Source organism: Methylobacterium sp. Ger2507 (assembly GCF_055231875.1).
This window is the reverse complement of the sequence record NZ_JBUYVC010000001.1, coordinates 1932433-1954762: the sequence shown is the minus strand read 5'-3', so window position 1 is coordinate 1954762 and position 22330 is coordinate 1932433. Positions and strand designations below refer to the sequence as shown.

Below are 22330 nucleotides of genomic sequence, written 5' to 3'. Positions count from 1 at the left end.
GGTGCCCTTGTCAGGCGGGCACATTCGCTCCGAGATGGCGGTCGAAGTGGCCGATGGTCCGCATCAAGCCTTCACGCAGGGAGACGGTTGGCTCCCACTCGAGGATGGCCTTGGCCTTATCGATGTTCGGCCGGCGCTGGCGCGGATCGTCGGGCGGCAGCGGGCGCGCAACGATCCGAGAGCGGGAGCCAGTCAATTCAATGACGAGGTCGGCGAGTTCCCGGATCGAAAACTCACCGGGATTCCCGAGGTTGATTGGCCCCGTCACTTCAGGATCGGTTCGCATCAGGCGCAAAAAGCCCTCGATCAGATCGTCGACGTAGCAGAATGCCCGGGTTTGCGAGCCATCGCCGTAGATGGTGATGTCCTCGTTGCGTAGGGCCTGCACGACAAGGTTCGATACCACGCGGCCGTCATTTGGATGCATGCGCGGCCCGTAGGTATTAAAGATGCGTGCGACCTTGATCGAGAGGTTATGCTGGCGGTGATAATCGAAAAACAACGTCTCGGCGCAGCGTTTGCCTTCATCGTAGCAGGACCGATATCCGATCGGATTGACCTTACCCCAATATTCCTCCGGCTGCGGATGGACCTCAGGGTCCCCGTAAACCTCGCTGGTCGACGCCTGAAAGATCTTGATCTTCAGACGTTTGGCGAGACCTAACATGTTGATCGCGCCGATGACGCTGGTCTTGGCCGTCTGGACCGGATCGAATTGGTAGTGCACCGGCGAGGCCGGGCAGGCGAGATTGTAGATCTCGTCGACCTCGACATAGAGCGGAAACGTCACGTCGTGGCGCATGAACTCGAACCGCGGGTGATCGAGCAGGGCAGCGATGTTACGACGTGATCCGGTAAACATATTGTCGACGCAGAGAACTTCGTGACCCTGCTCCAGCAGGCGCTCACAGAGATGGGAGCCCAGGAAACCTGCCCCACCAGTGACCAAAATCGTCTTCGTCTCGCCGTCTCGCATGCCTGACCCGAACCTGTTCGCATTACACGGTGGCGTGTTCGTCGTCCGGGGTCGGCGACAGACTGTGCGCCTGTCCAACACCGGTGTAGCGGAAACCGCGGCGCTTAAGGTCCTCGGCCTTATAAACGTTGCGCAGATCGACCATCACCGGTGCAGTCATCACTGCGCGCAGGCGGACGAAGTCGAGCGCCCGGAAGGCATTCCACTCGGTAATGATCACCACTGCGTCGGCCCCGGTGGCACATTCGTAGGCGTCCCCGGCGTAGGTGACGTTCGACAGAAGCGCGCGAGAAGCTTCCATTCCCTCCGGATCATAGGCGCGAATCTTCGCGCCACCGTCTTGCAGGCCAGTGATGATCGAGAGCGAAGGCGCATCGCGCATGTCGTCGGTGTTGGGTTTGAAAGTCAGTCCCAAAATGGCAATCGTCTTTTCACGCACCGATCCGCCGCAGGCGAGGATCACTTTGCGGGCCATGGCGCGCTTGCGCTGGTCGTTCACCGAGACCACCGTCTCGACGAGGCGAACCGGGGTGCCGGCGTCCTGCGCCGTCTTCACAAGAGCGAGGGTATCCTTTGGGAAGCATGAGCCACCGTAGCCGGGGCCTGCATGCAGAAATTTCGAGCCGATGCGGTTATCAAGCCCGATGCCGCGGGCGACTTGCTGAACATTCGCCCCCACCTGCTCGCAGAGATCGGCGATTTCGTTGATAAAAGTGATCTTGGTGGCGAGGAACGCGTTCGCGGCGTACTTTGTAAGTTCCGCGGTGCGCCGGTCCGTGTAGAGGATTGGCGCCTGATTGAGATAGAGCGGGCGGTAGATCTCAGCCATGATGGCCGCGCCGCGTTCGCTGTCTGCACCGATAACAATGCGGTCGGGCCGCTTAAAGTCCTCGATGGCGGCGCCTTCGCGTAGGAACTCCGGATTCGAGACGACCGCAACTTCGGCGTCGGGCCTGGCGTTTCGGATGATGCGCTCCACCTCATCGCCGGTTCCGACAGGCACGGTAGACTTCGTCACCACAACGGTGAAACCCTTCAGCGCGTGCGCGATCTCGCGCGCGGCGGCATGCACGTAGGAGAGATCAGCGAAGCCATCACCGCGGCGGGACGGCGTACCGACAGCGATGAACACGGCGTCCGCAGCAGCGACTGCGCTGGCGAGATCGGTCGAGAATCTCAGTCGCCCATGACGAACATTCTCGGCCACCAGGGCTTCCAGCCCCGGCTCATAGATCGGCATGCGCCCGGCATTCAGAAGATCAATCTTACCCGCATCGTTGTCTACGCAGGTCACCTGGTGGCCAAAATCCGCAAAGCAGGTGCCCGAGACGAGGCCGACATAGCCGGACCCAACCATCACGATGTGCATGACAAGCCTTTCCTTGCCGGTGCGCATGCCCGGCAACCGACGTCTCCGCGATCCGTGGCGCCTAGCAGCCCAGGATGCGATGATCCATCACGGAATCGGTCGGCGCGGCGCGGAAACAGCCCATGAAGGCCGCCGGGATGCTGCGGCAGGGTGATCTCAATGAGACTTCGCCAAGTATTCAAAAATCGGACATGCCTATCGTTCGTCGCTGCCCCTATTGATAGCAGGTGCCGCCAAGAACGCTTCAACATACGCTAACGATGTTACGCTTAGTCCCATCGTAGCTTGGAAAAATTCACGAAATTGGCCGGGAACAATGAGAAATCTACGGGTGACCCGGTCGATTGTCTTCGAAGGGCTTGAGGAGGATCGAACGTTCCATCCGATCGTAGTCTCTCCGGCGCACCAAGGCGTTCGTGGCATCCAGCACGTTTTCAAATCGCTTTACGCTTTCTTTCCGTGAAGCGACCTGTTCGTCGCTGCGTGTCAGGGGCGCCAGGCGAAGGCCGGCTGGACCGATGTTGCGCGTGAGGTTCTGCTCGCCGGAACGGGCCAAATCCCCAAAACGGAACGGCTCGCTGTTGAGAAAGACATTGTCCGTCAGGCTGTTGCGAGCGGCGGCCGGATCGTCAGCCAGGATCGTCGCCAAACCTGGATAGCGCTCACGCCACAGCTTCCCGCCGACCGGCATCGCCGCGTAGGCGGCCCGCAATTCCGATTGCGGGTCCGTGATTGCATCCTGGGCCCAGGTCCGGCCGCGTGCATCGACGTGGATCGCAGGGCTCGAATCCACGAAAAGGTTTTCGCTGACGCGATTGTCGCGACCACCGCCGAGGAAGATTGGCTGATCGACCCGAACGAACAGGTTGTCCCGGATCGTGATGCCGCTCGCCATATCGTCGAGATAGATCCCCTTGATCTCGAAGCCCGGTGCTGCGCGAATATCGTGCAGGTAGTTGTGCTCGATCACCGAACCCCGGGCGGACCAGTCGCGACCCGAATAGATCGCTCCACTATCCGTTGATTCCGAAAGGATACGAGTGATCTCGTTCCAGGCGACTCGGTGTTCGTTACCGCGCAAATGAATCGCGTACTCGTCGGTATCGTGAATGTAGTTGCCCTGGACGGTCTGACCCACGCCATCGACCATGATCGCCGGGCTTTGAGTTCGCGCCGACTGGGCGTAATCGCTGATGCGACAATCCCGGACGAAGAGCCCGGCCGGAATCAGGCTGGGTCGATCGCCACCCGACAGACGGACGCCGCCAATTCCGGTTTCCGCAACGGTGCTGCGTTCGAGGCCGCTGGCGGTCGATCGCTCAATTGACAGGGCCCGACCGGCGGACCGCCGCAACCGTGAGCCGGAAATGACCACGTCGGACGCATCGCTGATCCGAACCAGATCGCCCTGAGCCTGTTCCAGGGTCAGGGCCTGGATACGGAGATGTGACGCGCCTTCCACGCTCAGCAGGGTGTCGGTAATGGCCACCTCGACGGCGTCGGAGGGATCGCGCGGCCAGAGAAGGACGACGCCCCAGCCGGCGTCGCGCCACCACTCGCCGGGCGCGTCGAGTTCGCTGAGGGCGTGGACGATCCGGAAGCGGGCGCCCGAGGCGATGCCCTCGTAGGGTGTGGCCTCCAGGGTGAGGTGGTCGGGTGCCACGGCGGCGACCGGAAAGGTTTCGAACAGCCAGTTCCAGCGCCAGTAGCCCTCGGCCCAGAGCTCCGGCTCGCGCCGCCAGCGCGCGGAGCGGCCGTCCGCCAGGGCGAAACTGGCCTTATTTTCGTTGTGAGACGAGACACTTACGCCGGACGCGGTCCTGGCCCAGCCGGTGTTCGGCCAGCGCGCCGGCCACAGGGCACCGGCGCGATCGAACAGCGCGAGGTGGACCGGGGCATCGCGCCGCGCGAGGGTGCGGGGCTCCTGGATGCGCTGGCCGGTGACCGAGGCGGGCAGGCGATAGACACGCAATTTCGCCCCTCGGTCGACCAAGAGGGTCGCGTCGAGGTCACGGGGAATTCCGTCCGGCGCAGGCACGAGCGGAACGGATCCGACGAGGCGCGTCGAACCGTCTGCGGCTCCGTATACCACCAGGGGAATCGCGGCTGTGCCGCTATCTTCGCGGCCGAACCGGACCGGCTCGGACAGACGATGAACGCCCGGAGCGAGCGCGATCGAAATCGCTTGACGCGGATCGGCGCGGCGCCAGCGTCGGCGCAAGGCCACTGCCTCGGGAAGACTGGCGACCCGGACCTGGTCGACTGCTCGCTTCGGCGGCGTTCCGACGGCTTGAGGGTCGACCGTGATGACGAGGGGATCGGCGGCGCAGGCCGGCGAGACGAGGCTGGACGACGAGACCAGGCAGGAGCCGACGATCGCCAGCAGCGCCCATCGACGACGAGGAAGACCGGCGCCATATCGCCACCAGGATCTCAATCTCCACCCCCGCCCCTGCCCGTTGCCGCACCGGGAGGATGCGGCAGCGAGGCAGTTTAGGCGGTCGGGTAGGAGAACACACCCACCGACTTGTGGAAGTGTCCGGTCTCGCGCGCCCGATGACGGCGGGCCTTGTCGAGCAGGCGGCTGTCGAGGCGCTCACCGCCGATATCGGCGAATTGCTGGTCGGTAAGATCGGCGATCTGACGAACAGATGCGCTCTCCTTCCAGGAGGACAGGAGATGGGTGAGGATTGCGTGTACCATGAGAGAGAACGTCCAAACGTGTCGGTGCGGCGGGTCTGTGTGATCCCGTCGCCATGACCGGAATGTAGGCTTTGCCGCAGCGCAGCACGAGGGAGGATGCGGATGGGCTGCCATGCAGAGTGGGCATGAAACAGGCAGCGTTTGATTAACCTCTGAGCATATCCCCGCTAACCCTCTCCACGCACACGCGTTATTTCCGCCCCGATGCCGCCCACTTGAACGGAAAAGCGCAATGCGGCGCCATTCAGGGCTGAACCGATGTGCGACGCAGCACGCCGGCCTCGAGACCTGATTCCAATGGGGCGCCTGCCAAGCCGCAACCCTATTCCGCAGCGGCCTCGTAGGTCCGAGCCGTCGCACCGTCACCGAGGAAACCGCCGGACTGGCGCTCCCACAGGCGGGCATAGAGACCGCCGCCGGCGATCAATTCGGCATGGGTGCCTTCCTCGATGATGCGGCCGGCATCGAGGACGATCAGCCGGTCCAGGGCCGCGATGGTCGAGAGCCGATGGGCGATGGCCAGCACCGTCTTGCCCTGCATCAGGGTGTCGAGGCTTTCCTGAATCGCCGCCTCCACCTGCGAGTCGAGGGCAGAGGTCGCCTCGTCGAGAATCAGGATCGGGGCGTCCTTCAGGATCACCCGGGCGATGGCGATGCGCTGACGCTGGCCGCCCGAGAGCTTGACGCCACGCTCTCCAACCTGGGCGTCGTAGCCGGTGCGACCCTTGTGATCGACGAGGTCGCGGATGAAGCCGTCGGCCTGGGCCAGCCGCGCGGCGCGCTCCACCTCCGCCATCGTGGCATCGGGGCGGCCATACGCGATGTTGTCGCGGATGGAGCGGTGCAGCAGCGATGTATCCTGGGTCACCATCGCGATGGCGCTGCGCAGCGAGGCTTGCGTGACGCCTGCGATGTCCTGCCCGTCCACCAGGATGCGACCGCTCTCCAGGTCGTGCAGGCGCAGGAGCAGGGAGGTGATGGTGGTCTTGCCGGCGCCGCTGACGCCGACGAGCCCGACCTTCTCGCCCGCCCGGATATGCAGGTTCAGGTTCTCGATGATCGAGGCATCGTCGCGGCCGTAGTGGAAGCCGACCTTGTCGAAGCGGATATCGCCGCCGGCGACCGCCAAGGTCCCGGCATCGGGCCGGTCGGTGATGGCGTGCGGGCGCGCGATGGTCTGCATGCTCTCCTGGATCACGCCGACATTCTCGAAGATGCCGCGCACGGTCTGCATGACCCAGCCCGACATCGCCATCAGGCGCAGCACCAGGGCGAGGCCGGCCGAGGCCTCGCCGGTGGTCATGCCGCCGCGCTGCCACAGGACCACGCAGACGGCGGCCGTCGACAGGATCAACAGGCTGTTGAGGAGGCCGAGCAGGGTCGTGGTGCTGCTCACCAGCCGGAACTGGTGCAGGTAGGCCTTGGTGTGGATGTCGACGGCGTCGCGCACCGCCGCCCGCTCCTCGCGATCGCGGGCGAAGAGCTTGACCGTCAGGATGTTGGTGTAGCTGTCGACGATGCGCCCGATCAGGGCCGAGCGGGTGTCGGCGGTGACCAGCGATCGGGCGCGGGCGCGGGGCACGAACCAGCGGGTCAGCAGGGCGTAGGCGGCGATCCACACCACCACCGGGAGCGCGAGCCACAGGGAGATCGAGCCGAACAGGCCGACCGCCGTGACAGCGTAGATCGCCACGTAGAGCAGCGTGTCGATGAACACGACGGCGAGTTCGCGGACAGCCGGTCCGACCTGCACCACTCGGTTGGCGAGGCGCCCGGCGAAATCCGCCTGGAAATACGAGAGCGAGTGCCCGAGGGTGTAGAGGTGGGTGCGCCAGCGAATCTGGTTGGTGGATTGCGGCACTAGGAGCTGGTTCGACAGGATCTCGTGCAGCCAGATGGTGATCGGCCGGACCACGATCAGAAGACCGGCCGCCAGCATCAGAGCAGTGCCGTGCTCCTGCCAGAGGGTGGCGCGGTCCGCCTTGTTCAGGAGGTCGATGAACCAGCCCATCAAGATGTAGAGCGAGGCCTCGACGGTCCCGGCCACGATCGCCACCACGAACAAGACGATCAGCGCCGACCGGACCGGGCGCAGGTAGAACCCGGCGAAGCCCATCACCGTCTTCGGCGGCATGCGCCCGTCGTCGAACGGCGCGAAGGTGTCGATTCGGCGTTCGAGCCAATCGAGAAACATGAGATCATCCGGTCGTTGCAGCGCTCCTTAGCTAAGCCGTCTTGACCGCCTGCCAACCGGGGGGCGATGCCGCACGGCCCAATCCGCTCGATGTGTCCGCCACCATGCTCCGCCTCGCCCTGTACCAACCCGACATCCCGCAGAACACCGGCACCCTCCTGCGCATGGCCGCCTGCCTCGGGGCCACCGTCGAGATCATCGAGCCGGCCGGCTTCGACGTCTCCGACCGGCACCTGCGCCGCTCGGGGCTGGACTACCTCGACCACGTGGCGGTGACCCGCCACCGCTCGTGGCAGGCGTTTTCGGATTGGCGCCGGGCCGAGAACATCCGGCTCGTTCTCGCCACGACCCAGGGGGCCCTGCCCTATACCGACTTCGCCTACCGGACCGGCGACTGCCTGCTGATGGGCCGGGAATCGGCGGGGGTGCCCGATGCGGTCCACGCGGCCGCCGACGCGCGGGTCGTGGTGCCGATCCGTCCGGACCTGCGCTCGCTCAACGTCGCGGTGTGCGCCGCCATGATCCTCGGGGAAGCCCTGCGCCAGACCGACGGCTTTCAAACGGCATATTGAACGGCGTGCAATACCGCACTTGAACGCTGTTCAAACCGTGCGACATCCGGGTGGTGGACAGCGTCCCCGCACCCGGAGGCCATCATGCTCAGACTGTTTCGCACCCTCGCCCGCGGCGCCGCCGCCAAGGCCGAAGAGGACCTTTTCGACCGCAACGCCCTCCTGATCCTGGACCAGCAGATCCGTGAGACCCGGGCGGCCCTGGAACGCAGCCGGCAGGCCCTGGCGGCCTCGATGGCCGGGGACCGGGCCGAGGAACGACGCCTCGCCGCGGTCGAGACCCGCGCCGCCGACCTGGAAACCCGCGCCGTGGCGGCGCTCCATGCGGGACGCGACGACCTCGCGGGGGAAGCCGCCGAGGTGATCGCCGAACTCGAATCGGAGCGCGACGCCATCCGCGCAGCCCGGACCCGGTTCGCCGTCGAAATGGCCCGCATCCGCGCCGTGGTGGCCGACGCCACGCGGCGGCAGGCTGAGCTGGAACGAGGCCGGCGCCTCGCCGCCGCGGCCGAGACCGCCCGGCGCCTGCGGGTCGCCTCCGCGCCGCAGGACCGCGCCACCCTGACCGAAGCGGAGGCGACGCTGGCGCGCCTGCGCACCCTCCAGGCGGAGGCCGAGGACACCGAGGCGGCCTTGCGGGCGGTCGAGCCCGGGATCGACATGGCCGCACGGATGGAGCGCGCGGGCTTTGGCCCGAGCACCCGCCCGAGCCCGTCGGCGATCCTCGACCGCCTGCGCTCGAGGGCCGAGGCGGCCCGAGCCCACGCGGGCTGACGTCCTCCGACAGCGCGTTGTCTGGCACCACCCGTGTTTCACGATCTCGGGCTCCGCGGCGCGGTTCCCGAACGACAAAGCGTGGCGGGATGGTCGACGCCCCCAAACGTCTGCTGCGGTCTCTCGGCACCGCAAGAATATCCGGCACGCTGAGAATCGCCCGGCACAGCAGGAAATGGGAAGCGCGGCGACCTTCGTCGTACCCGCCCTGAAATCCGCTTTTCCTGCCTCCCGAAACGACGTCCTCTCCAAGGAACATCATCATGACCAACGAGACCACGCAGCATTCCGGCGCCTGGGTTGCCTTCACCTACGCGTCGTTCATCGGCTCCGCCGCGATGGTGAGCCTCGGCATCCTGTTCATGCCCATCGACATCTGGATCAAGGGCTACCTCGCCATGGGCACGATCATGCTGGTGCAGTCCTGCATCACCGCCACCAAGACCCTCCGCGACGTCCACGAGGGTCGACGCATGGTCAACCGCATCGAGGACGCCAAGACGGAGCGGCTGCTGATGTCCGTCAAGGATTGATGGCGATCTGGCGAATTGACGGGCGGGCGGCGGGATGGGACATCCCCCGCATGTCGATGCCAGATTCCAACGTCCCGCCCCTGCCCGAGGCTGAGCGCGACGCCCTCAAGGGCGCGGCGACGGCCTGGTTCACCACCCTGCGCGACCGGATCGTGACCGCCCTCGAGGCGATCGAAGCCGAGGCGACCGGGCCGTTCCATCCCGATGCCCCGACCGCGCCGGGACGCTTCGAGAAGACCCCCTGGCAGCGCACCGACCACACCGGCGCGCCGGGTGGCGGCGGCACCATGGCGATGATCAAGGGCCGCGTGTTCGAGAAGGCCGGCGTCCACGTCTCGGCCGTGCACGGGGAGTTCGCTCCGGAGTTCCGTGCCCAGATGCCGGGCGCGGCCGAGGACCCGCGCTTCTTCGCCACCGGCATCTCGCTGATCGCGCATCCGTGGAACCCGAACGTTCCGACCGTGCACATGAACACCCGCTTCGTGGTGACCACCAAGACGTGGTTCGGCGGCGGCGCCGACCTGACCCCGGTGCTCGATCGGCGACGGACACAGGACGATCCCGATTCGGTCACCTTCCACGCGGCCATGAAGGAAGCCTGCGACGCGCATGCGCCCGCCGCCGACTACGCCCGCTACAAGGCCTGGTGCGAGGAGTACTTCCACCTCAAGCACCGCAACGAGCCGCGGGGCATCGGCGGCATCTTCTACGATTACCACTGGACCGGCGACCCCCAGGCCGATCTTGCTTTCACCCGCGACGTCGGCGGCGCCTTCCTGAAGGCCTACCCGGCCATCGTGCGCGCCAATATGGGGACGCCCTGGACCGAGCAGGACCGGCTGGAGCAGCAGGTCCGACGCGGGCGCTACGTCGAGTTCAACCTGCTCTACGACCGCGGTACGATCTTCGGCCTGAAGACCGGCGGCAACGTCGCCTCGATCCTGTCGTCGCTGCCCCCGACGGTGCGCTGGCCGTGAGCGCCCCTCCGGCGGACATCACGGAGACCAACCGCGCCGTGGCCCGGATGCTGGCTGGGGCCTTCGGGGGGCGCCCCTCCGTCGCCCGCCACGCCGACGAGGCCGGGCGCAGCCACGTCGACATCCTGATCTGCCGCGAGGCGCCCCGCCCCGGCCTCACCGCCGGCGCGACGGTGACCCTGGCCAATCATCCGCTCTACCAGGACGGCGCAGAGTTTCCCGGGCGCTGCGAGATCCTCGGCGTCGGCACCGACCCGGATTTCGCGCGCGTCCTGGCGGCCTGCGCCTTCCAGGTGATCAACGGGCGCTGGTTCCTCGCCCCCGGCATCGTCTTCCCGGGCGTCCTCGCGGGCACCGGCCTGTCGACCCTCCTCGCGCATGTGCTGTTCGTGCCGCCGGTGGCGTTCGAGGCCCGTCTGCAGGCGCTTCCCGCGCTCGACACGGGCCTCGCCTTCCTCCAGGCGGTACCGATCTCGGAAGCCGAGTACGCCTTCGCGCAGGAATCCGGCGGCGATGCCCTGGAGGACGTGTTCGATGGGCGCGGCACCGATCTGTACGACCTTGGCCGGGCCTCGGTGTTCTGATGGCCGAGACCGATCTGCCGACCCGCTTCGCCCCCCAGCAGGACGCCGCCCTGAAGGCGATCGCGGAGTGGCGCAAATCGAGCGGCCAGCAGGTGTTTCGCCTGTTCGGCTATGCCGGCACCGGCAAGACCACCCTGGCCCGGCGCATCGCCGACGATGTCGAGGGCACGGTGGTGTTCGGGGCCTTCACCGGCAAGGCCGCCTCCGTGATGCGCCAGAAGGGCTGCCACGACGCGGCGACGATCCACAGCCTGATCTATCGCACCAAGGAAACCGAGGAGGGCGGCCCCGCCTTCACCCTGAACCGCACCGGGCCGGTCTCGAAGGCCGAACTCATCATCATCGACGAGTGCTCGATGGTGGATTCCGACCTCGGCAACGACCTCCTGTCCTTCGACAAGCCGGTGCTGGTGCTCGGCGACCCGGCCCAGCTGCCACCGGTGCGCGGCGGCGGCTTCTTCACGGAAGCCGAGCCCGACGTGATGCTCACCGACGTCCACCGGCAGGCCGCCGACGACCCGATCGTCCGCATGGCCATGACGGTGCGCGAGGGCGGGCGCCTCAGCCTCGGCGATTACGGCGAGAGCCGCATCGTCTCGCGCCGGTCGATCGATCCGGCCGTGGTGTTGCAGGCCGACCAGGTGCTGGTGGGCATGAACAAGACCCGGCGGCTCTACAACAACCGTCTGCGCGAGCTGGCCGGCCACACCGACCCGATGCCGGCGGTGGGCGAAAAGCTGGTCTGCCTGCGCAACGACCGCACCAAGGGCCTGCTCAACGGCTCGACCTGGACGGTGCATGCCCAGCGTTCCTCGCCACGCTCCGACACGGTGCGCCTCGACGTGGTGCCGGAGGACGATCCGGCCCTGCGGCGCCGCCCGGTCGACATCAAGGTCCTCAAGGCCGTGATGTCGGGCTCCGAGGAGGAGATCCCGGCCTTCCTGAAGCGCGAGACCGACGAGTTCACCTACGGCTACGCCCTCACGGTCCACAAGGCGCAGGGCTCGCAGTGGGACGACGTGGTCCTCTTCGACGAATCCTTCGCCTTCCGCGAGCACCGGGCGCGCTGGCTCTATACGGGGCTGACCCGGGCGGCGCGGCGCATCACCGTGGTGATGTAGGCCCGGTGGCATTCGGGCCCGGGCGCGCCTACCTGCCTCCCCACACAACCGAATTCAGGAGCCCGCCTTGGCGCACGATCAGAACGGCCCGCCGCAGATGCACGCCACCACGATCCTCATGGTCCGCAAGGGCGGCCGGGTGGTGATCGGCGGCGACGGGCAGGTCAGCCTCGGCCAGACCATCGTCAAGGGCAATGCCCGCAAGGTCCGGCGGCTGGCCAAGGGCGCGGTGATCGGCGGCTTCGCGGGCGCGACCGCCGACGCCTTCACCCTGTTCGAGCGGCTGGAGGCCAAGCTGGAACAATATCCGGGCCAGCTCACCCGGGCCTGCGTCGAGCTGACCAAGGACTGGCGCACGGACCGCTACCTGCGCCGCCTCGAGGCCATGATGCTGGTCGCCGACAAGGAGGTCAGCCTGCTGCTCTCGGGCGCCGGCGACGTGCTTGAGCCGGAGAGCGGGGTCATGGCGATCGGCTCAGGTGGCAATTACGCCCTGTCCGCCGCGCGCGCGCTCGAAGACAGCAGCCACGACGCCGAAGAAATTGTGCGCCGCGCCATGCGGATCGCGGCTGAAATCTGTGTCTATACCAATGGCAGTCTCGTGATCGAGACGCTGGAAACGTCTGAAAACTAACCAAGCGCCACACGTTAACGGAAGTTTTCAGGAACCTGCCTAGCACCTTGGGTGCAAGGTTGGGGCAGGTTCTTGAAAATGACGATGAAGACGAAGATTCTGTTGTTCGTTCTCTCTTGCGGGGCGATCACTCTGCTGGTCGCCGGGATCGGGATCAGCACCCTTTCGGCCTTCAACGGGGCGATGGAAGAGTCCCGGATGGCGGCCCGCCGCGCCCTCGACGCCGCCAACGTCAACCGCCTCGTCACCAACGTCGTTCTCGAATCCCGGGGCGTCTACGCCGCCAAGGATACGGCCGATGCGCGGAAATACGCCGATCGGCTGCGCCAGAATCTGACGGCCATGAACCGCCTGCTCACCGAGTGGGGCGGCCGCATTCCGGCGGAGGAGCGGGCGCAGTTCGAGCGCGTCGTCCAGGGCGCCGCCACCTTCACGACCCTGCGCCAGGAGATCGCCCGCCTCGGCACCGAGGTCGCCCCTGCGGCTGCGGCCGAGCAGGGCTTCAACGAGGCCAACCGGGCCAACCGGCAGGCCTTCCAGGATTCGATCGACGTGCTGGTGGCGAGCGGCCAGGTGCAGGTCACGGCCATCGACGCCGCCACCGACGCCCTCTACGCCAACCGCCTGACCCTCCTGTTCGCGCTGGCCATCGGCGGCACCCTGGCGAGCCTCGTGCTTGGCGGCCTGATCGGACATCACCAGATCGCAGCGCCGCTCGCCAGCGTCACGGCGGCGATCCGGCGCCTGTCCGGGGGCGACCTCGATCTGCCGCCGGTCAAGCCGAGCCGGGACGAGATCGGCGCGATCTGGTCGAGCATGCAGGTCTTCGCCCACTCGATGCGCGAGGCCGAGGCCCTGCGCCAGACCCGGGACGAAGCGGCCGGCCTCGCCTCCACCCGCCGCCGCGCCGAGCGCAGCGAACTCGCCGACCGGTTCCAGGGCAGCGTCGGCGCCCTGGTGGGCAACCTCTCGAACGCCGCAGCCGAGATGGAAGAGACCGCCCGGGCCATGTCGGCCAATGCCGAGCGCACCAACCGCCAGTCGGCGGCGGTGATGCAGGCCGCCGAGGACACCGCGCAGAACGTTCAGGCGGTCGCCGCCGCTACCGAGGAACTGGCCGCCACCGCCAACGAGATCGGCCATCAGGTGAGCCAGACCTCCGCCGCCGCGGCCAACGCCGTCGAGAGCACCCGTCTGACCAACACCCGGGTCGAGGCCCTGGCCCAGGGCGCCGCCCGCATCGGCGACGTGGTGGCGCTGATCTCCAGCATTGCCGGCCAGACCAATCTGCTGGCGCTGAACGCCACCATCGAGGCCGCCCGCGCGGGCGAGTCGGGCCGTGGCTTCGCCGTGGTCGCCTCCGAGGTGAAGACACTGGCGGCTCAGACCGCCAAGGCCACCGACGAGATCACCGCCCAGATCACCATGATCCAGGCCGCCACCCGCGAGACCGTGGAGGCGATCCGCGAGATCGGCACCACCATCGGCAGCGTGCACAGCATCGCGGTCGGCGTCGCGGCAGCGGTGGAGGAGCAGCAGGTCGCCACCCAGGAGATCGCCCGCAGCGTCAGCGACGCCGCGCGGGGCACCCAGGACGTGACCCAGACCATGGCGGAGGTCCAGGGCGCGGCGGTGGAGGTCGGGGCCGGGGCCGCCCAGGTCCTCGCCTCGGCGGCCGAACTCGCCCGCCGTTCGAACACCCTCGACGCCGAGGTCACGCACTTCGTCGGGTCGATCCGCGCCGCGTGAGACGCCGGAACAACCGGACTCGGACGATCGAACCGCGATGAGGGGGCGGGCACGACTGGAAAGCACGGCGCCGGGCGCTTAAGTCCGGACCGTGCGCCAGCCCGACCCCTTTCCTGCCCGACGCGGCATCGCCCTTGCTCATCGCCGGGCGACCCTCCGCGAGGTTCCGTCGTGATCACCATCGACCACCTCCGCCGCGCCGTGGCCGAGGGCATCATCACCGATGTGCAGGCGAACGCTCTCGATCGCCTGGCCCGGTCGGGTGCGATGCTCCCACACGGCCTCGAAGAGCCGCGCGACGACGAGCGCCTGCGCTTCGTCTCGGGCTTCGCCGACATCTTCGTCACCCTCGGGCTGTTCCTGTTCCTCGGCGCCTGCGCGCATTTCGGACTGTCGGCGCTGGGTCCGGCCGCGGGCTATGCCCTGATCGCCGTCCTGGCCTGGGGCCTTGCCGAATTCTTCACCCTCCGTCGCCGCATGGCCCTGCCCAGCATCGTGCTGCTGGTCCTGTTCGCCCTGGCGGTACAATCGTCGGTGGCCTTCGGGCTCGCCGGTTCCGGCCTTGCCGGGTCGAGCTGGCCGACGCTGTTCGACCTGATGACGGCCGACCGCCTCGGCCCGGCCCCGCTGATCGGCAGCGGGCTCGCGACCCTCGCGCTGGTGACCTTGCATTATCGGCGCTTCGCCGTGCCGATCACCGTGGCGGCGGGTGCGGCGTCGCTCTGCGCCCTTCTCTTCGGAGTTCTGCTCGCCGTTGCGCCGGATCTGACCCTGGCGGCGCACAATGGCCTGTTCATCGTTGCCGGCCTCGGCGTCTTCGCCCTGGCCATGCGGTTCGACCTCTCCGACCCGGCCCGCGTCACCCGCCGCACCGATATCGCCTTCTGGCTCCACCTCCTGGCCGCGCCCCTGATCGTGCATCCGATCCTGGGCAACCTGACCGCCGGCGGCGGACAGGCGGCGACCCTCGGCGTGCTGGCGATCGTGCTCGGCCTCGCCGGCATCGCCCTCGCGGTGGACCGGCGCGCGCTGCTGGTCTCCGGCCTCGTCTATGCCGGGATCGCCCTCGGGTCGCTGGTGCGGGACGCCGGGTTCGCCGGCAGCACGATCCCGCTGAGCCTGCTCACGCTGGGGGCCTTCATCCTGGCGCTCAGCGCCGGATGGCACCCCTTGCGCGCCCTCCTGCTGCGCGCCCTCCCCCGCCCCCTGGCAGTCCGGCTGCCTCATCCGATCGGAGCGTGATGACCACCTTCTCTCCCCGCGAGATCGTCTCGGAACTCGACCGTTTCATCGTCGGACAGGGCGACGCCAAGCGCGCCGTCGCCATCGCGCTGCGCAACCGCTGGCGCCGGCAGCAGCTCACCGGCCCCCTGCGCGAGGAGGTCGCGCCGAAGAACATCCTGATGATCGGCCCCACGGGCTGCGGCAAGACCGAGATCGCCCGACGCCTCGCGCGCCTCGCCGGCGCGCCCTTCCTCAAGATCGAGGCCACCAAGTTCACCGAAGTCGGCTATGTCGGCCGCGACGTGGAGCAGATCGTACGCGACCTCGTGGAGGTCGGCATCGGCCTCAAGCGCGAGGAGAAGCGCCGCTCGGTGAAGGCCAAGGCCGAGGCGGCCGCCGAGGCCCGCATCCTCGACGCCCTGGTCGGCCCGACCGCGAACCAGGCCACCCGCGACAGCTTCCGCAAGAAGCTGCGGGCGAGCGAGCTGGACGACAAGGAGGTCGAGATCGAACTGGCCGGCGGATCGCCGGGCGGCCTGCCGATGTTCGAGATTCCCGGCATGCCGGGGGCCTCCATGGGCGCGGTCAATCTCGGAGACATGCTCGGCAAGGCGCTCGGCGGCCAGAAGGGCAAGCCGCGCCGGATGACGGTGAAGGACGCCTACGCCCCGCTGCTGGCCGAGGAATCCGACAAGCTCGTGGATGCCGAATCCCTGACCCAGGAAGCGATCAGCGAGGTCGAGGACAACGGCATCGTCTTCCTCGACGAGATCGACAAGATCTGCGCCAAGGAAGGGCGCTCCTCGGCCGACGTCTCCCGCGAGGGGGTGCAGCGCGATCTGCTGCCCCTCATCGAGGGCACCACGGTCGCGACGAAGCACGGACCGGTGAAAACCGACCACATCCTGTTCATCGCCAGCGGCGCGTTCCACGTCTCCAAGCCGTCCGACCTGTTGCCGGAGCTGCAGGGCCGCCTGCCGATCCGGGTCGAGCTGCAACCGCTGACGGTCGAGGATTTCCGCCAGATCCTGACCTCGACGGAGGCGAGCCTGCTGAAGCAGACCGTGGCGCTGATGCAGACCGAGGGCGTCACCCTCGAATTCAGCGAGGACGCGGTGGATGCGCTCGCCCGCGTCGCCGTCGACGTGAACAACTCGGTGGAGAATATCGGCGCCCGCCGCCTCCAGACCGTGCTGGAGCGCGTCATCGACGAGATCTCCTTCACGGCCACCGACCGCTCCGGCGAGACCGTGCCGATCGATGCCGAGTACGTGCGGTCGCGGGTGGAGAGCCTGGCGGCGAACGCGGATCTGAGCCGGTTTATTCTGTAGCGGCAGGCTCGCGGAAAGCCGTCACGACGCGGCATTCCGGGCGGAGGTCGGGAGCCTGCGCCGTTCAGGCCTGCCAGACCTGCCCCGGCCGCATCGCGAGAAACCTTTCCGGCGCGAGGCCGGTCTCGGCGCAGGCGGCCGCGAGGGCCTCGACCGGCTGCTCGATCCCCTCGTCGGTGAGCTGAAAGGTGCCCCAGTGGTGGCCGAGCATCTGGTCGGCGCCGAGGAGCAGCCCGGCCTCGACCGCCTCGGCCGGGTTCATGTGCTGGTCCTTCATGAACCAGCGCGGCTCGTAGGCGCCGATCGGCAGGGTGGCGAGCCGCGGCGGGCCGAACCGAGCCCGGGCCTCGCGAAAACTCGCCCCGTCGCGCAGGCCGGTATCGCCCGAATGGTAGTGGACGCCCACCGGCGTGGTGAGGACGAAGGAGCACCACAGGGCCATGCGCCGGTCGTTCACCCCGCGCGCCGACCAGTGGTTGGCGGGGGTGAGGTGAACCGTGAGACCGCCGCCGAGATCAACCGACTCGCCCCAGTCGCGCGTCTCCACATGCATGGTGTCGTCGTAGCCGCGCAGGATCGCGTCGTTGCCGAGCGGTGCGAGGATCAGCGGCTGATGGGCCTGCCAGAGCCGCGCCACCGTCGGCCCGTCGAGATGGTCGTAATGGTTGTGGGTGAGCAGCACCGCGTCGATCGGAGGCAGGTCGGCATAGGCGATCCCCGGCGGATTGACCCGCTTCGGTCCGGCGAAGCGCACCGGACTGGCGCGCCGGGCATAGACGGGATCGACCAGGATGTTCCGGCCCGCCACCTGGAACAGGTAGCTGGCGTGCCCGATCAGGGTGACGCGCAGGCCTGCATGCCGCTCGGGCGGGACGTCCGTCGCGAAGGGGCTCGGGTGGTAGGACGGCCATGTCTGGCGCGGCGGGCTGTCGATGCCGCGCCGCGTGCGCCAGCGGGCGAGATCACCGAGGCTGGCATCGGCCGGCTGGTCGACGCCGTGGAAGCGCAGACCGTCGAAATGGTCGCTGCGGGGGCCCCGGTAATAGGGATTGCGGCCCCGCCGGTGCGCGGCATAGCCGACCCCGCCGAGCGTCATCACGGTGGCGGCGCTCAACGCCTTGATCAAACTATGCCGTTTCATTCCCCCGAGATGGCGGCTGCGGCGCCGCGATCAAGCGGCGCGGCCGAGCATCGCAGATTCAGGGGAACGTCGCGGCTCGATCACGAGCGCCAGCGCAGTTCCTGCGTGGCGAGCGGGGTGACGAAATCGCGGCCCTCACGGGCGGCCTGCAGGGCCTCGCGCTTCAGGCGGAAATACCATTGCGACGGCAGGTCGCCCTGGCCGAACAGCACCATGGTGGGTTTGCGATCGAGGCCGGCCTGGGCGTGCTGGAGCACCTGCTGGTCCTGCGTCAGGAACTGGCGCATCAGCGGCCGGGCGATGGGCTTCAGCAGGTTCAGGGCCGGCATGTTCCAGTACAGCGCGTTGGTGAGCATCGTGCGGTTCTGGGTCAGGGGCGTGGCGAAGGTGTAGTTCGCGACCCGCTTGGTGCCCGCCTCGATCCGCTCCAGGCGCACCCCCGGCAGGCGGAACTCGATCTCGACGGAGGGCGCGCCGCCGAGCAGCCGGTAGACCGGGGAACTCGTGGTGGTGGCGTGGCTCGTCATGGTGAAGCCGTGCGGGGTCGGCGTGAAGGTCTTGACCTTCTCGCGCAGCTCCTTCGAGGGCCGGAACCACCAGGAATCGTGGACGAAGGCGACGTGGCCGGGATCGACGAGGCTCAGCGTCGTCAGGTCGAACGAGGCTTCGACCACCAGTTCCACCACCACGCAGCCAGCCGGCGCGAAGCCGAGTTCCGGCAGGGCGGCCGCGGGTGAGCCGGTCGGCGGCCCGAGATAGGGATTGACCCAGGCGAAGCCCGCGCTCTCCCGGATCGGGAAGCGCTGCACGGCGATGCGCGAAAAATCGGCGTTGTCGCGGGCCGACAGCGTCGGGACGTCGCGGCAGCGCCCGTCGGTGCCGAAGCGCCAGCCGTGGAACGGGCAGGTCAGGGCGTCGCCGTCGAAGCGGCCCTTCGACAGGGCCATGCCGCGATGGGGGCAGCGGTCGCGTAGCGCGAAGGGCGCGCCGGAGGCCTCACGGCCGAGGACGATCTGCTCCCCGTTCAGCTCGACGGCGCGCAACGCACCCGCCTTCAGGGCATCCGAGCGGCCGACGCAGTACCAGGCGTCGGGCAGCGGCTGACGCATGGCATCCGGATGCAAGGCGTCCGAGTGGAAGGCGTCCGAGTGGATGGCGTCCGAGTGGATGGCGTCCGAGTGGATGGCGTCCGGGTCGAGCGCCGCCTCGTCGGGCGCCGGCATCCGCAGGGCTGTGGACATGGGGTGGGGTCGGTCCGTGGCCGGTGGGCGACACACGGGGCCGCTCCACCCTGGGGAGAAGGCCTAACGCTTTAGACCTCCGGTGAAGCCGAGGCCAGCGCAGTGCTCGCCCGACCCGGACTGGGTCGGGAGGGGAGCGGCGGATGGGCGCGGCCGGGCCCCTTTTCAAACCCGCCGGGGCTCACTAGCTTTGGCTCACCCGCAACGAACGAAAGGAGGTGATCCAGTGTCTCATTGTCATCAGCCGCTCACCCCGGCCCCCCGGACCTGGACCGTCGCCTCCGGCGCAGCCTTCTAGCGCTCGACGCGAACGAGACAGTTTCGGCCAGACACGAGTGGTTCGGCAATGGAAGGGCCGCCCTGCGAGGGGCGGCCCTTCGGTGTTTCAGGCCCCCGAAACGGGTGGTCTCAGACCGCGCTGCGGTGCTGGAAGATCGGCTGGGCCAGAGCCTCGGCCCGCGCCGCCCACAGGTCGCGCTCGCTGCGCATCTCGCTGAAATTCGCCGCATCGGCGGTAATCCGGACGCGCAGATCGCGGATTTCCTGCTCGAACTCGGCCTGGAGCGCGACAAGATGGTCGCGCTCGCCGCGGACCGTCTCCAGATCGCGCATCTCCTCCTCGACATGGGCGCGCAGGCTGCGCAACTCGCGGGCGATGACGCCCTGGAGCGCGTCGTAGCGGTCGGTCTCGACCTTCAGCTTCGCCTTCAGCATGATGTTCTCCGCCATCAGGTCCGAGACGTCTGCATCTTCGGCACTGGCCGGTGCCGGCGTCACCACCCGTGGGGTCCACGACTTGTTGGTCTCGGGCGCCCTGGTTTCCGGGGCCGGTTCAGCGAGGCGGGCAGCCTCGCGGACGGGCGTCGCGGCGGCCGGCGTCTCGGTGACCGCCTTCATGGCCGCGAGCCAGTCGCGCAGCGGCCCGGGTTGAGGCCGGGCGGCCGGGTCGTACGGGGATGGGTGACGGGCGGCTTCCGACATCGGCTGGTCCTCGACTCTTGAGAATCATCCGACCAAAACATGCTTAACGAAGCGTAAAGAACGCCGCCGTCAGGGTGTGCCGAAGCGGATTTCACCCCGCTCCTGTCTGAGCGCCCAGGTCTCGGCTCCGGCGCCCCGTCCCCTTCCCTCTTCAGGACCGAAGACGCCATGACGCGTGACACCGCCGATGCCCTCGACTCCTCCGTCCTCGAATCCTCCGCGCTCGAATCCTCCGCTCTCGCCGGCCTGCCGGGGATCCGCCACGCCTTCTTCACCCGGCGCGGCGGGGTGTCCGAGGGACTCTATGCGGGGCTCAATGGCGGGCTCGGCTCCGATGATGCGCCCGCGCATGTGGCCGAGAACCGGCGCCGGATGTGCGCCCGCCTCGGCGTGGCGGAAGATCGGCTGATCAGCCTGTATCAGGTTCATTCCGCCGAGGTGGTGGTGGTCGAAGGGCCGATACCCCTGGATCAGCGCCCGAAGGCGGACGCGATGGTGACGCGCGTGCCCGGCCTGGCGCTCGGAATCGCCACGGCCGATTGCGGCCCGATCCTGTTCGCCGACGCGCAGAACCGCGTGGTCGGCGCCGCCCATGCGGGCTGGAAGGGTGCACTCACCGGGGTGATCGGTGCCACGGTCGACGCCATGGTGCGCCTCGGCGCCGAGCGCAGCCGCATCGTCGCGGTGCTGGGTCCGACGATCGGTCAGGCTTCGTACGAGGTCGGCCCGGATTTCATCGCGCGCTTCCATGCGGAAGCCCCGGGTTTCGAGCGCTTCCTGAGGCCAGGACCGCGCGCGGAGCACGCGCAGTTCGACCTGCCCGGCTTCATCGCCGCGCGCCTCGCCGAGACCGGAATCGGGACGGCCGGCGATCTCGGGCGCTGCACCTACGAGGACCCGGAGCTGTTCTACAGCTATCGCCGGACCACCCACCGCCGGGAACCGGATTACGGCCGCCTGATCTCGGCCGTCGCCCTCGCCGACGGATCCGACCAGCCCCCTGCGACAATCTGTCAGGGTCGTTAACGCGGAAAAGCGTGGCCGCAGATGAACCTTGGCCATTCGCGGACGTTCGGTGTTCACGGAGTGGGTAAGAATAAGACGAGCATCGCCACAAAGGGGCCGCGTTCACTGCGGCTGGCGTGTTCGTAACGCAACAGCTTCTTGCACGCTGCTGGATTAAAGACGGGGAACTGCAGCGGACGCCACCAGCAAAAGTGGTGCCGTTGTCCAACGGTTAGAGGACCAGACCATGAAATCCTTCCTTCGCGGCGCCACCGCGCTCGCCGGCATCGCACTCGCCGGTTCCGCTTTCGCTGCCGACCTGCCGCGTCGCCAAGCTCCGCCGCCGGTGTTCGTGCCGGTGCCGGTGTTCACCTGGACGGGCTTCTACGCCGGTTTCAACGCCGGTTACGGCTTCGACGCCTCCAGCCGCGACACCAACGTCTACAACAACGTGTTCCCGAACCTCGTGCGTGGCCCGAACGGCCTCGTCGGCGCCGGCGGTCCGTCGCAGGTCGCCTACTCGAACAATTCCAACGAGGGTTTCACGGGCGGTGGTCAGATCGGCTACAACTACCAGTTCACCCCGGGTTCGGGCGTGGTCGTCGGTATCGAAGCTGACGCCCAGTACGTCGACTTCGGCCGCAGCCGCAACAACTCGATCCTGACCCCCGGCTTCACCGCCGTCCCCGGCGTCACCTTCGTCGATCCGCGCGGCACCGCCAGCCTCGACTACTTCGGCACCGTCCGCGGCCGCCTCGGCTACGCCTTCGACCGCACCCTGGTGTACGGCACCGGCGGCTTCGCCTACGGCGCCGGCAGCAACGAGCGTTCGTTCGGCGGCTTCCGCGGCAACGACGACTTCCGCACCGGCTGGGCCGCTGGTGGTGGCATCGAGTACGCGCTCCCCACCGACTCGTTCCTGAACTTCTTCCGTTCGTCGGCCGTCACGCTCAAGGTCGAAGGCCTGTACGTGAACCTCGACAACAACAACCGCAACGCCGGCGTCTACGCCTACGACACCAACAACGTCCTCTACCGCCAGCCCGGCTTCTCCAACCGCAACAGCGGCACCGAGTTCGCCGTCGTCCGCGCCGGCCTGAACTACAAGTTCGGCTCGTACTAGGACCCGATCCGGGCGCCCCGCACGGGGCGCCCTCTTCGTCGAAAGCCCGGCCGCGAGGCCGGGCTTTCTGCGTTCGGGCACACACATTTCACGGGCGC

Annotated in this window: 20 protein-coding genes; 12 read left to right on the top strand and 8 right to left on the bottom strand. The window is 67.9% G+C overall.

The genetic code is table 11. The features are described 5' to 3' along the window. Nucleotides 1–10 precede the first annotated feature (10 nt). The 5 genes from ACV7NL_RS09090 to ACV7NL_RS09070 all read right to left on the bottom strand — a co-directional run bounded on the left by ACV7NL_RS09090 (nt 11) and on the right by ACV7NL_RS09070 (nt 7242). A complete protein-coding gene (locus ACV7NL_RS09090; RefSeq protein ID WP_056478706.1) occupies nt 11–976 on the bottom strand; it encodes a UDP-glucuronic acid decarboxylase family protein in 966 nt (321 codons plus the stop codon). A 22-nt stretch (nt 977–998) separates the two neighbouring features. Beyond that, nucleotides 999–2345: a UDP-glucose dehydrogenase family protein gene (locus tag ACV7NL_RS09085; protein ID WP_056480037.1), complete on the bottom strand. Its 1347-nt coding sequence runs from the start codon at nt 2343–2345 to the stop codon at nt 999–1001. A gap of 325 nt (nt 2346–2670) precedes the next feature. Next, on the bottom strand, nt 2671–4566 hold the full coding sequence (locus ACV7NL_RS09080; RefSeq protein ID WP_463355463.1) for a right-handed parallel beta-helix repeat-containing protein: 1896 nt from the start codon (nt 4564–4566) through the stop codon (nt 2671–2673). A 272-nt stretch (nt 4567–4838) separates the two neighbouring features. After that, nucleotides 4839–5048 carry a hypothetical protein gene (locus ACV7NL_RS09075; protein ID WP_056189755.1) on the bottom strand — a complete coding sequence of 70 codons (210 nt, stop codon included), beginning with the start codon at nt 5046–5048 and terminating at the stop codon, nt 4839–4841. Nucleotides 5049–5370: 322 nt separating this feature from the next. Continuing rightward, nucleotides 5371–7242 carry an ABC transporter ATP-binding protein gene (locus tag ACV7NL_RS09070; RefSeq protein WP_463355462.1) on the bottom strand — a complete coding sequence of 624 codons (1872 nt, stop codon included), beginning with the start codon at nt 7240–7242 and terminating at the stop codon, nt 5371–5373. Nucleotides 7243–7346: 104 nt separating this feature from the next. Between ACV7NL_RS09070 and ACV7NL_RS09065 the strand changes: the two genes are divergently transcribed. The 10 genes from ACV7NL_RS09065 to hslU all read left to right on the top strand — a co-directional run bounded on the left by ACV7NL_RS09065 (nt 7347) and on the right by hslU (nt 16741). Then, nucleotides 7347–7814, top strand: a complete 468-nt coding sequence (locus tag ACV7NL_RS09065) for a tRNA (cytidine(34)-2'-O)-methyltransferase (RefSeq protein ID WP_463355461.1) — start codon at nt 7347–7349, stop codon at nt 7812–7814. 84 nt (nt 7815–7898) lie between these two features. Beyond that, nucleotides 7899–8588, top strand: a complete 690-nt coding sequence (locus tag ACV7NL_RS09060) for a PspA/IM30 family protein (RefSeq protein ID WP_463355460.1) — start codon at nt 7899–7901, stop codon at nt 8586–8588. Nucleotides 8589–8851: 263 nt separating this feature from the next. Beyond that, on the top strand, nt 8852–9121 hold the full coding sequence (locus tag ACV7NL_RS09055; protein WP_056189740.1) for a YiaA/YiaB family inner membrane protein: 270 nt from the start codon (nt 8852–8854) through the stop codon (nt 9119–9121). A gap of 50 nt (nt 9122–9171) precedes the next feature. Then, entirely contained in the window at nt 9172–10098 is a 927-nt protein-coding gene (gene hemF, locus ACV7NL_RS09050) for an oxygen-dependent coproporphyrinogen oxidase (protein WP_056480033.1), read from the top strand. Further along, complete coding sequence (locus ACV7NL_RS09045) at nt 10095–10682, top strand: suppressor of fused domain protein (protein WP_463355459.1); 588 nt, start codon at nt 10095–10097, stop codon at nt 10680–10682. The genes hemF and ACV7NL_RS09045 overlap by 4 nt, the downstream gene beginning before the upstream one ends. Beyond that, a complete protein-coding gene (locus ACV7NL_RS09040) occupies nt 10682–11803 on the top strand; it encodes an ATP-dependent DNA helicase (protein WP_247636716.1) in 1122 nt (373 codons plus the stop codon). The genes ACV7NL_RS09045 and ACV7NL_RS09040 overlap by 1 nt, the downstream gene beginning before the upstream one ends. 97 nt (nt 11804–11900) lie before the next feature. Continuing rightward, nucleotides 11901–12437 (top strand): ATP-dependent protease subunit HslV, encoded by a 537-nt coding sequence (hslV, locus tag ACV7NL_RS09035; RefSeq protein ID WP_056478689.1) that lies wholly within the window; start codon nt 11901–11903, stop codon nt 12435–12437. 84 nt (nt 12438–12521) lie between these two features. Continuing rightward, complete coding sequence (locus tag ACV7NL_RS09030) at nt 12522–14186, top strand: methyl-accepting chemotaxis protein (RefSeq protein WP_463355458.1); 1665 nt, start codon at nt 12522–12524, stop codon at nt 14184–14186. Nucleotides 14187–14357: 171 nt separating this feature from the next. Then, nucleotides 14358–15428, top strand: coding sequence for a hypothetical protein (locus tag ACV7NL_RS09025; RefSeq protein WP_463355457.1), 1071 nt, complete (start codon nt 14358–14360; stop codon nt 15426–15428). Next, nucleotides 15428–16741, top strand: a complete 1314-nt coding sequence (gene hslU, locus ACV7NL_RS09020) for an ATP-dependent protease ATPase subunit HslU (RefSeq protein ID WP_463355456.1) — start codon at nt 15428–15430, stop codon at nt 16739–16741. Before ACV7NL_RS09025 ends, hslU begins: the two co-directional genes overlap by 1 nt. Before the next feature lie 64 nt (nt 16742–16805). Here hslU and ACV7NL_RS09015 read toward each other — a convergent pair whose 3' ends face one another. The 3 genes from ACV7NL_RS09015 to ACV7NL_RS09005 form a co-directional block, all read right to left on the bottom strand. Continuing rightward, nucleotides 16806–17882 (bottom strand): MBL fold metallo-hydrolase, encoded by a 1077-nt coding sequence (locus ACV7NL_RS09015; protein WP_056478675.1) that lies wholly within the window; start codon nt 17880–17882, stop codon nt 16806–16808. 80 nt (nt 17883–17962) lie between these two features. Then, nucleotides 17963–18991, bottom strand: a complete 1029-nt coding sequence (locus ACV7NL_RS09010; RefSeq protein ID WP_056480030.1) for an aromatic ring-hydroxylating oxygenase subunit alpha — start codon at nt 18989–18991, stop codon at nt 17963–17965. Nucleotides 18992–19531: 540 nt separating this feature from the next. Beyond that, complete coding sequence (locus ACV7NL_RS09005; protein ID WP_082508115.1) at nt 19532–20104, bottom strand: hypothetical protein; 573 nt, start codon at nt 20102–20104, stop codon at nt 19532–19534. 168 nt (nt 20105–20272) lie between these two features. Between ACV7NL_RS09005 and pgeF the strand changes: the two genes are divergently transcribed. Further along, complete coding sequence (gene pgeF / locus ACV7NL_RS09000; RefSeq protein WP_463355455.1) at nt 20273–21130, top strand: peptidoglycan editing factor PgeF; 858 nt, start codon at nt 20273–20275, stop codon at nt 21128–21130. Nucleotides 21131–21356: 226 nt separating this feature from the next. Beyond that, complete coding sequence (locus tag ACV7NL_RS08995; protein ID WP_247636723.1) at nt 21357–22232, top strand: outer membrane protein; 876 nt, start codon at nt 21357–21359, stop codon at nt 22230–22232. Nucleotides 22233–22330: the final 98 nt, after the last annotated feature.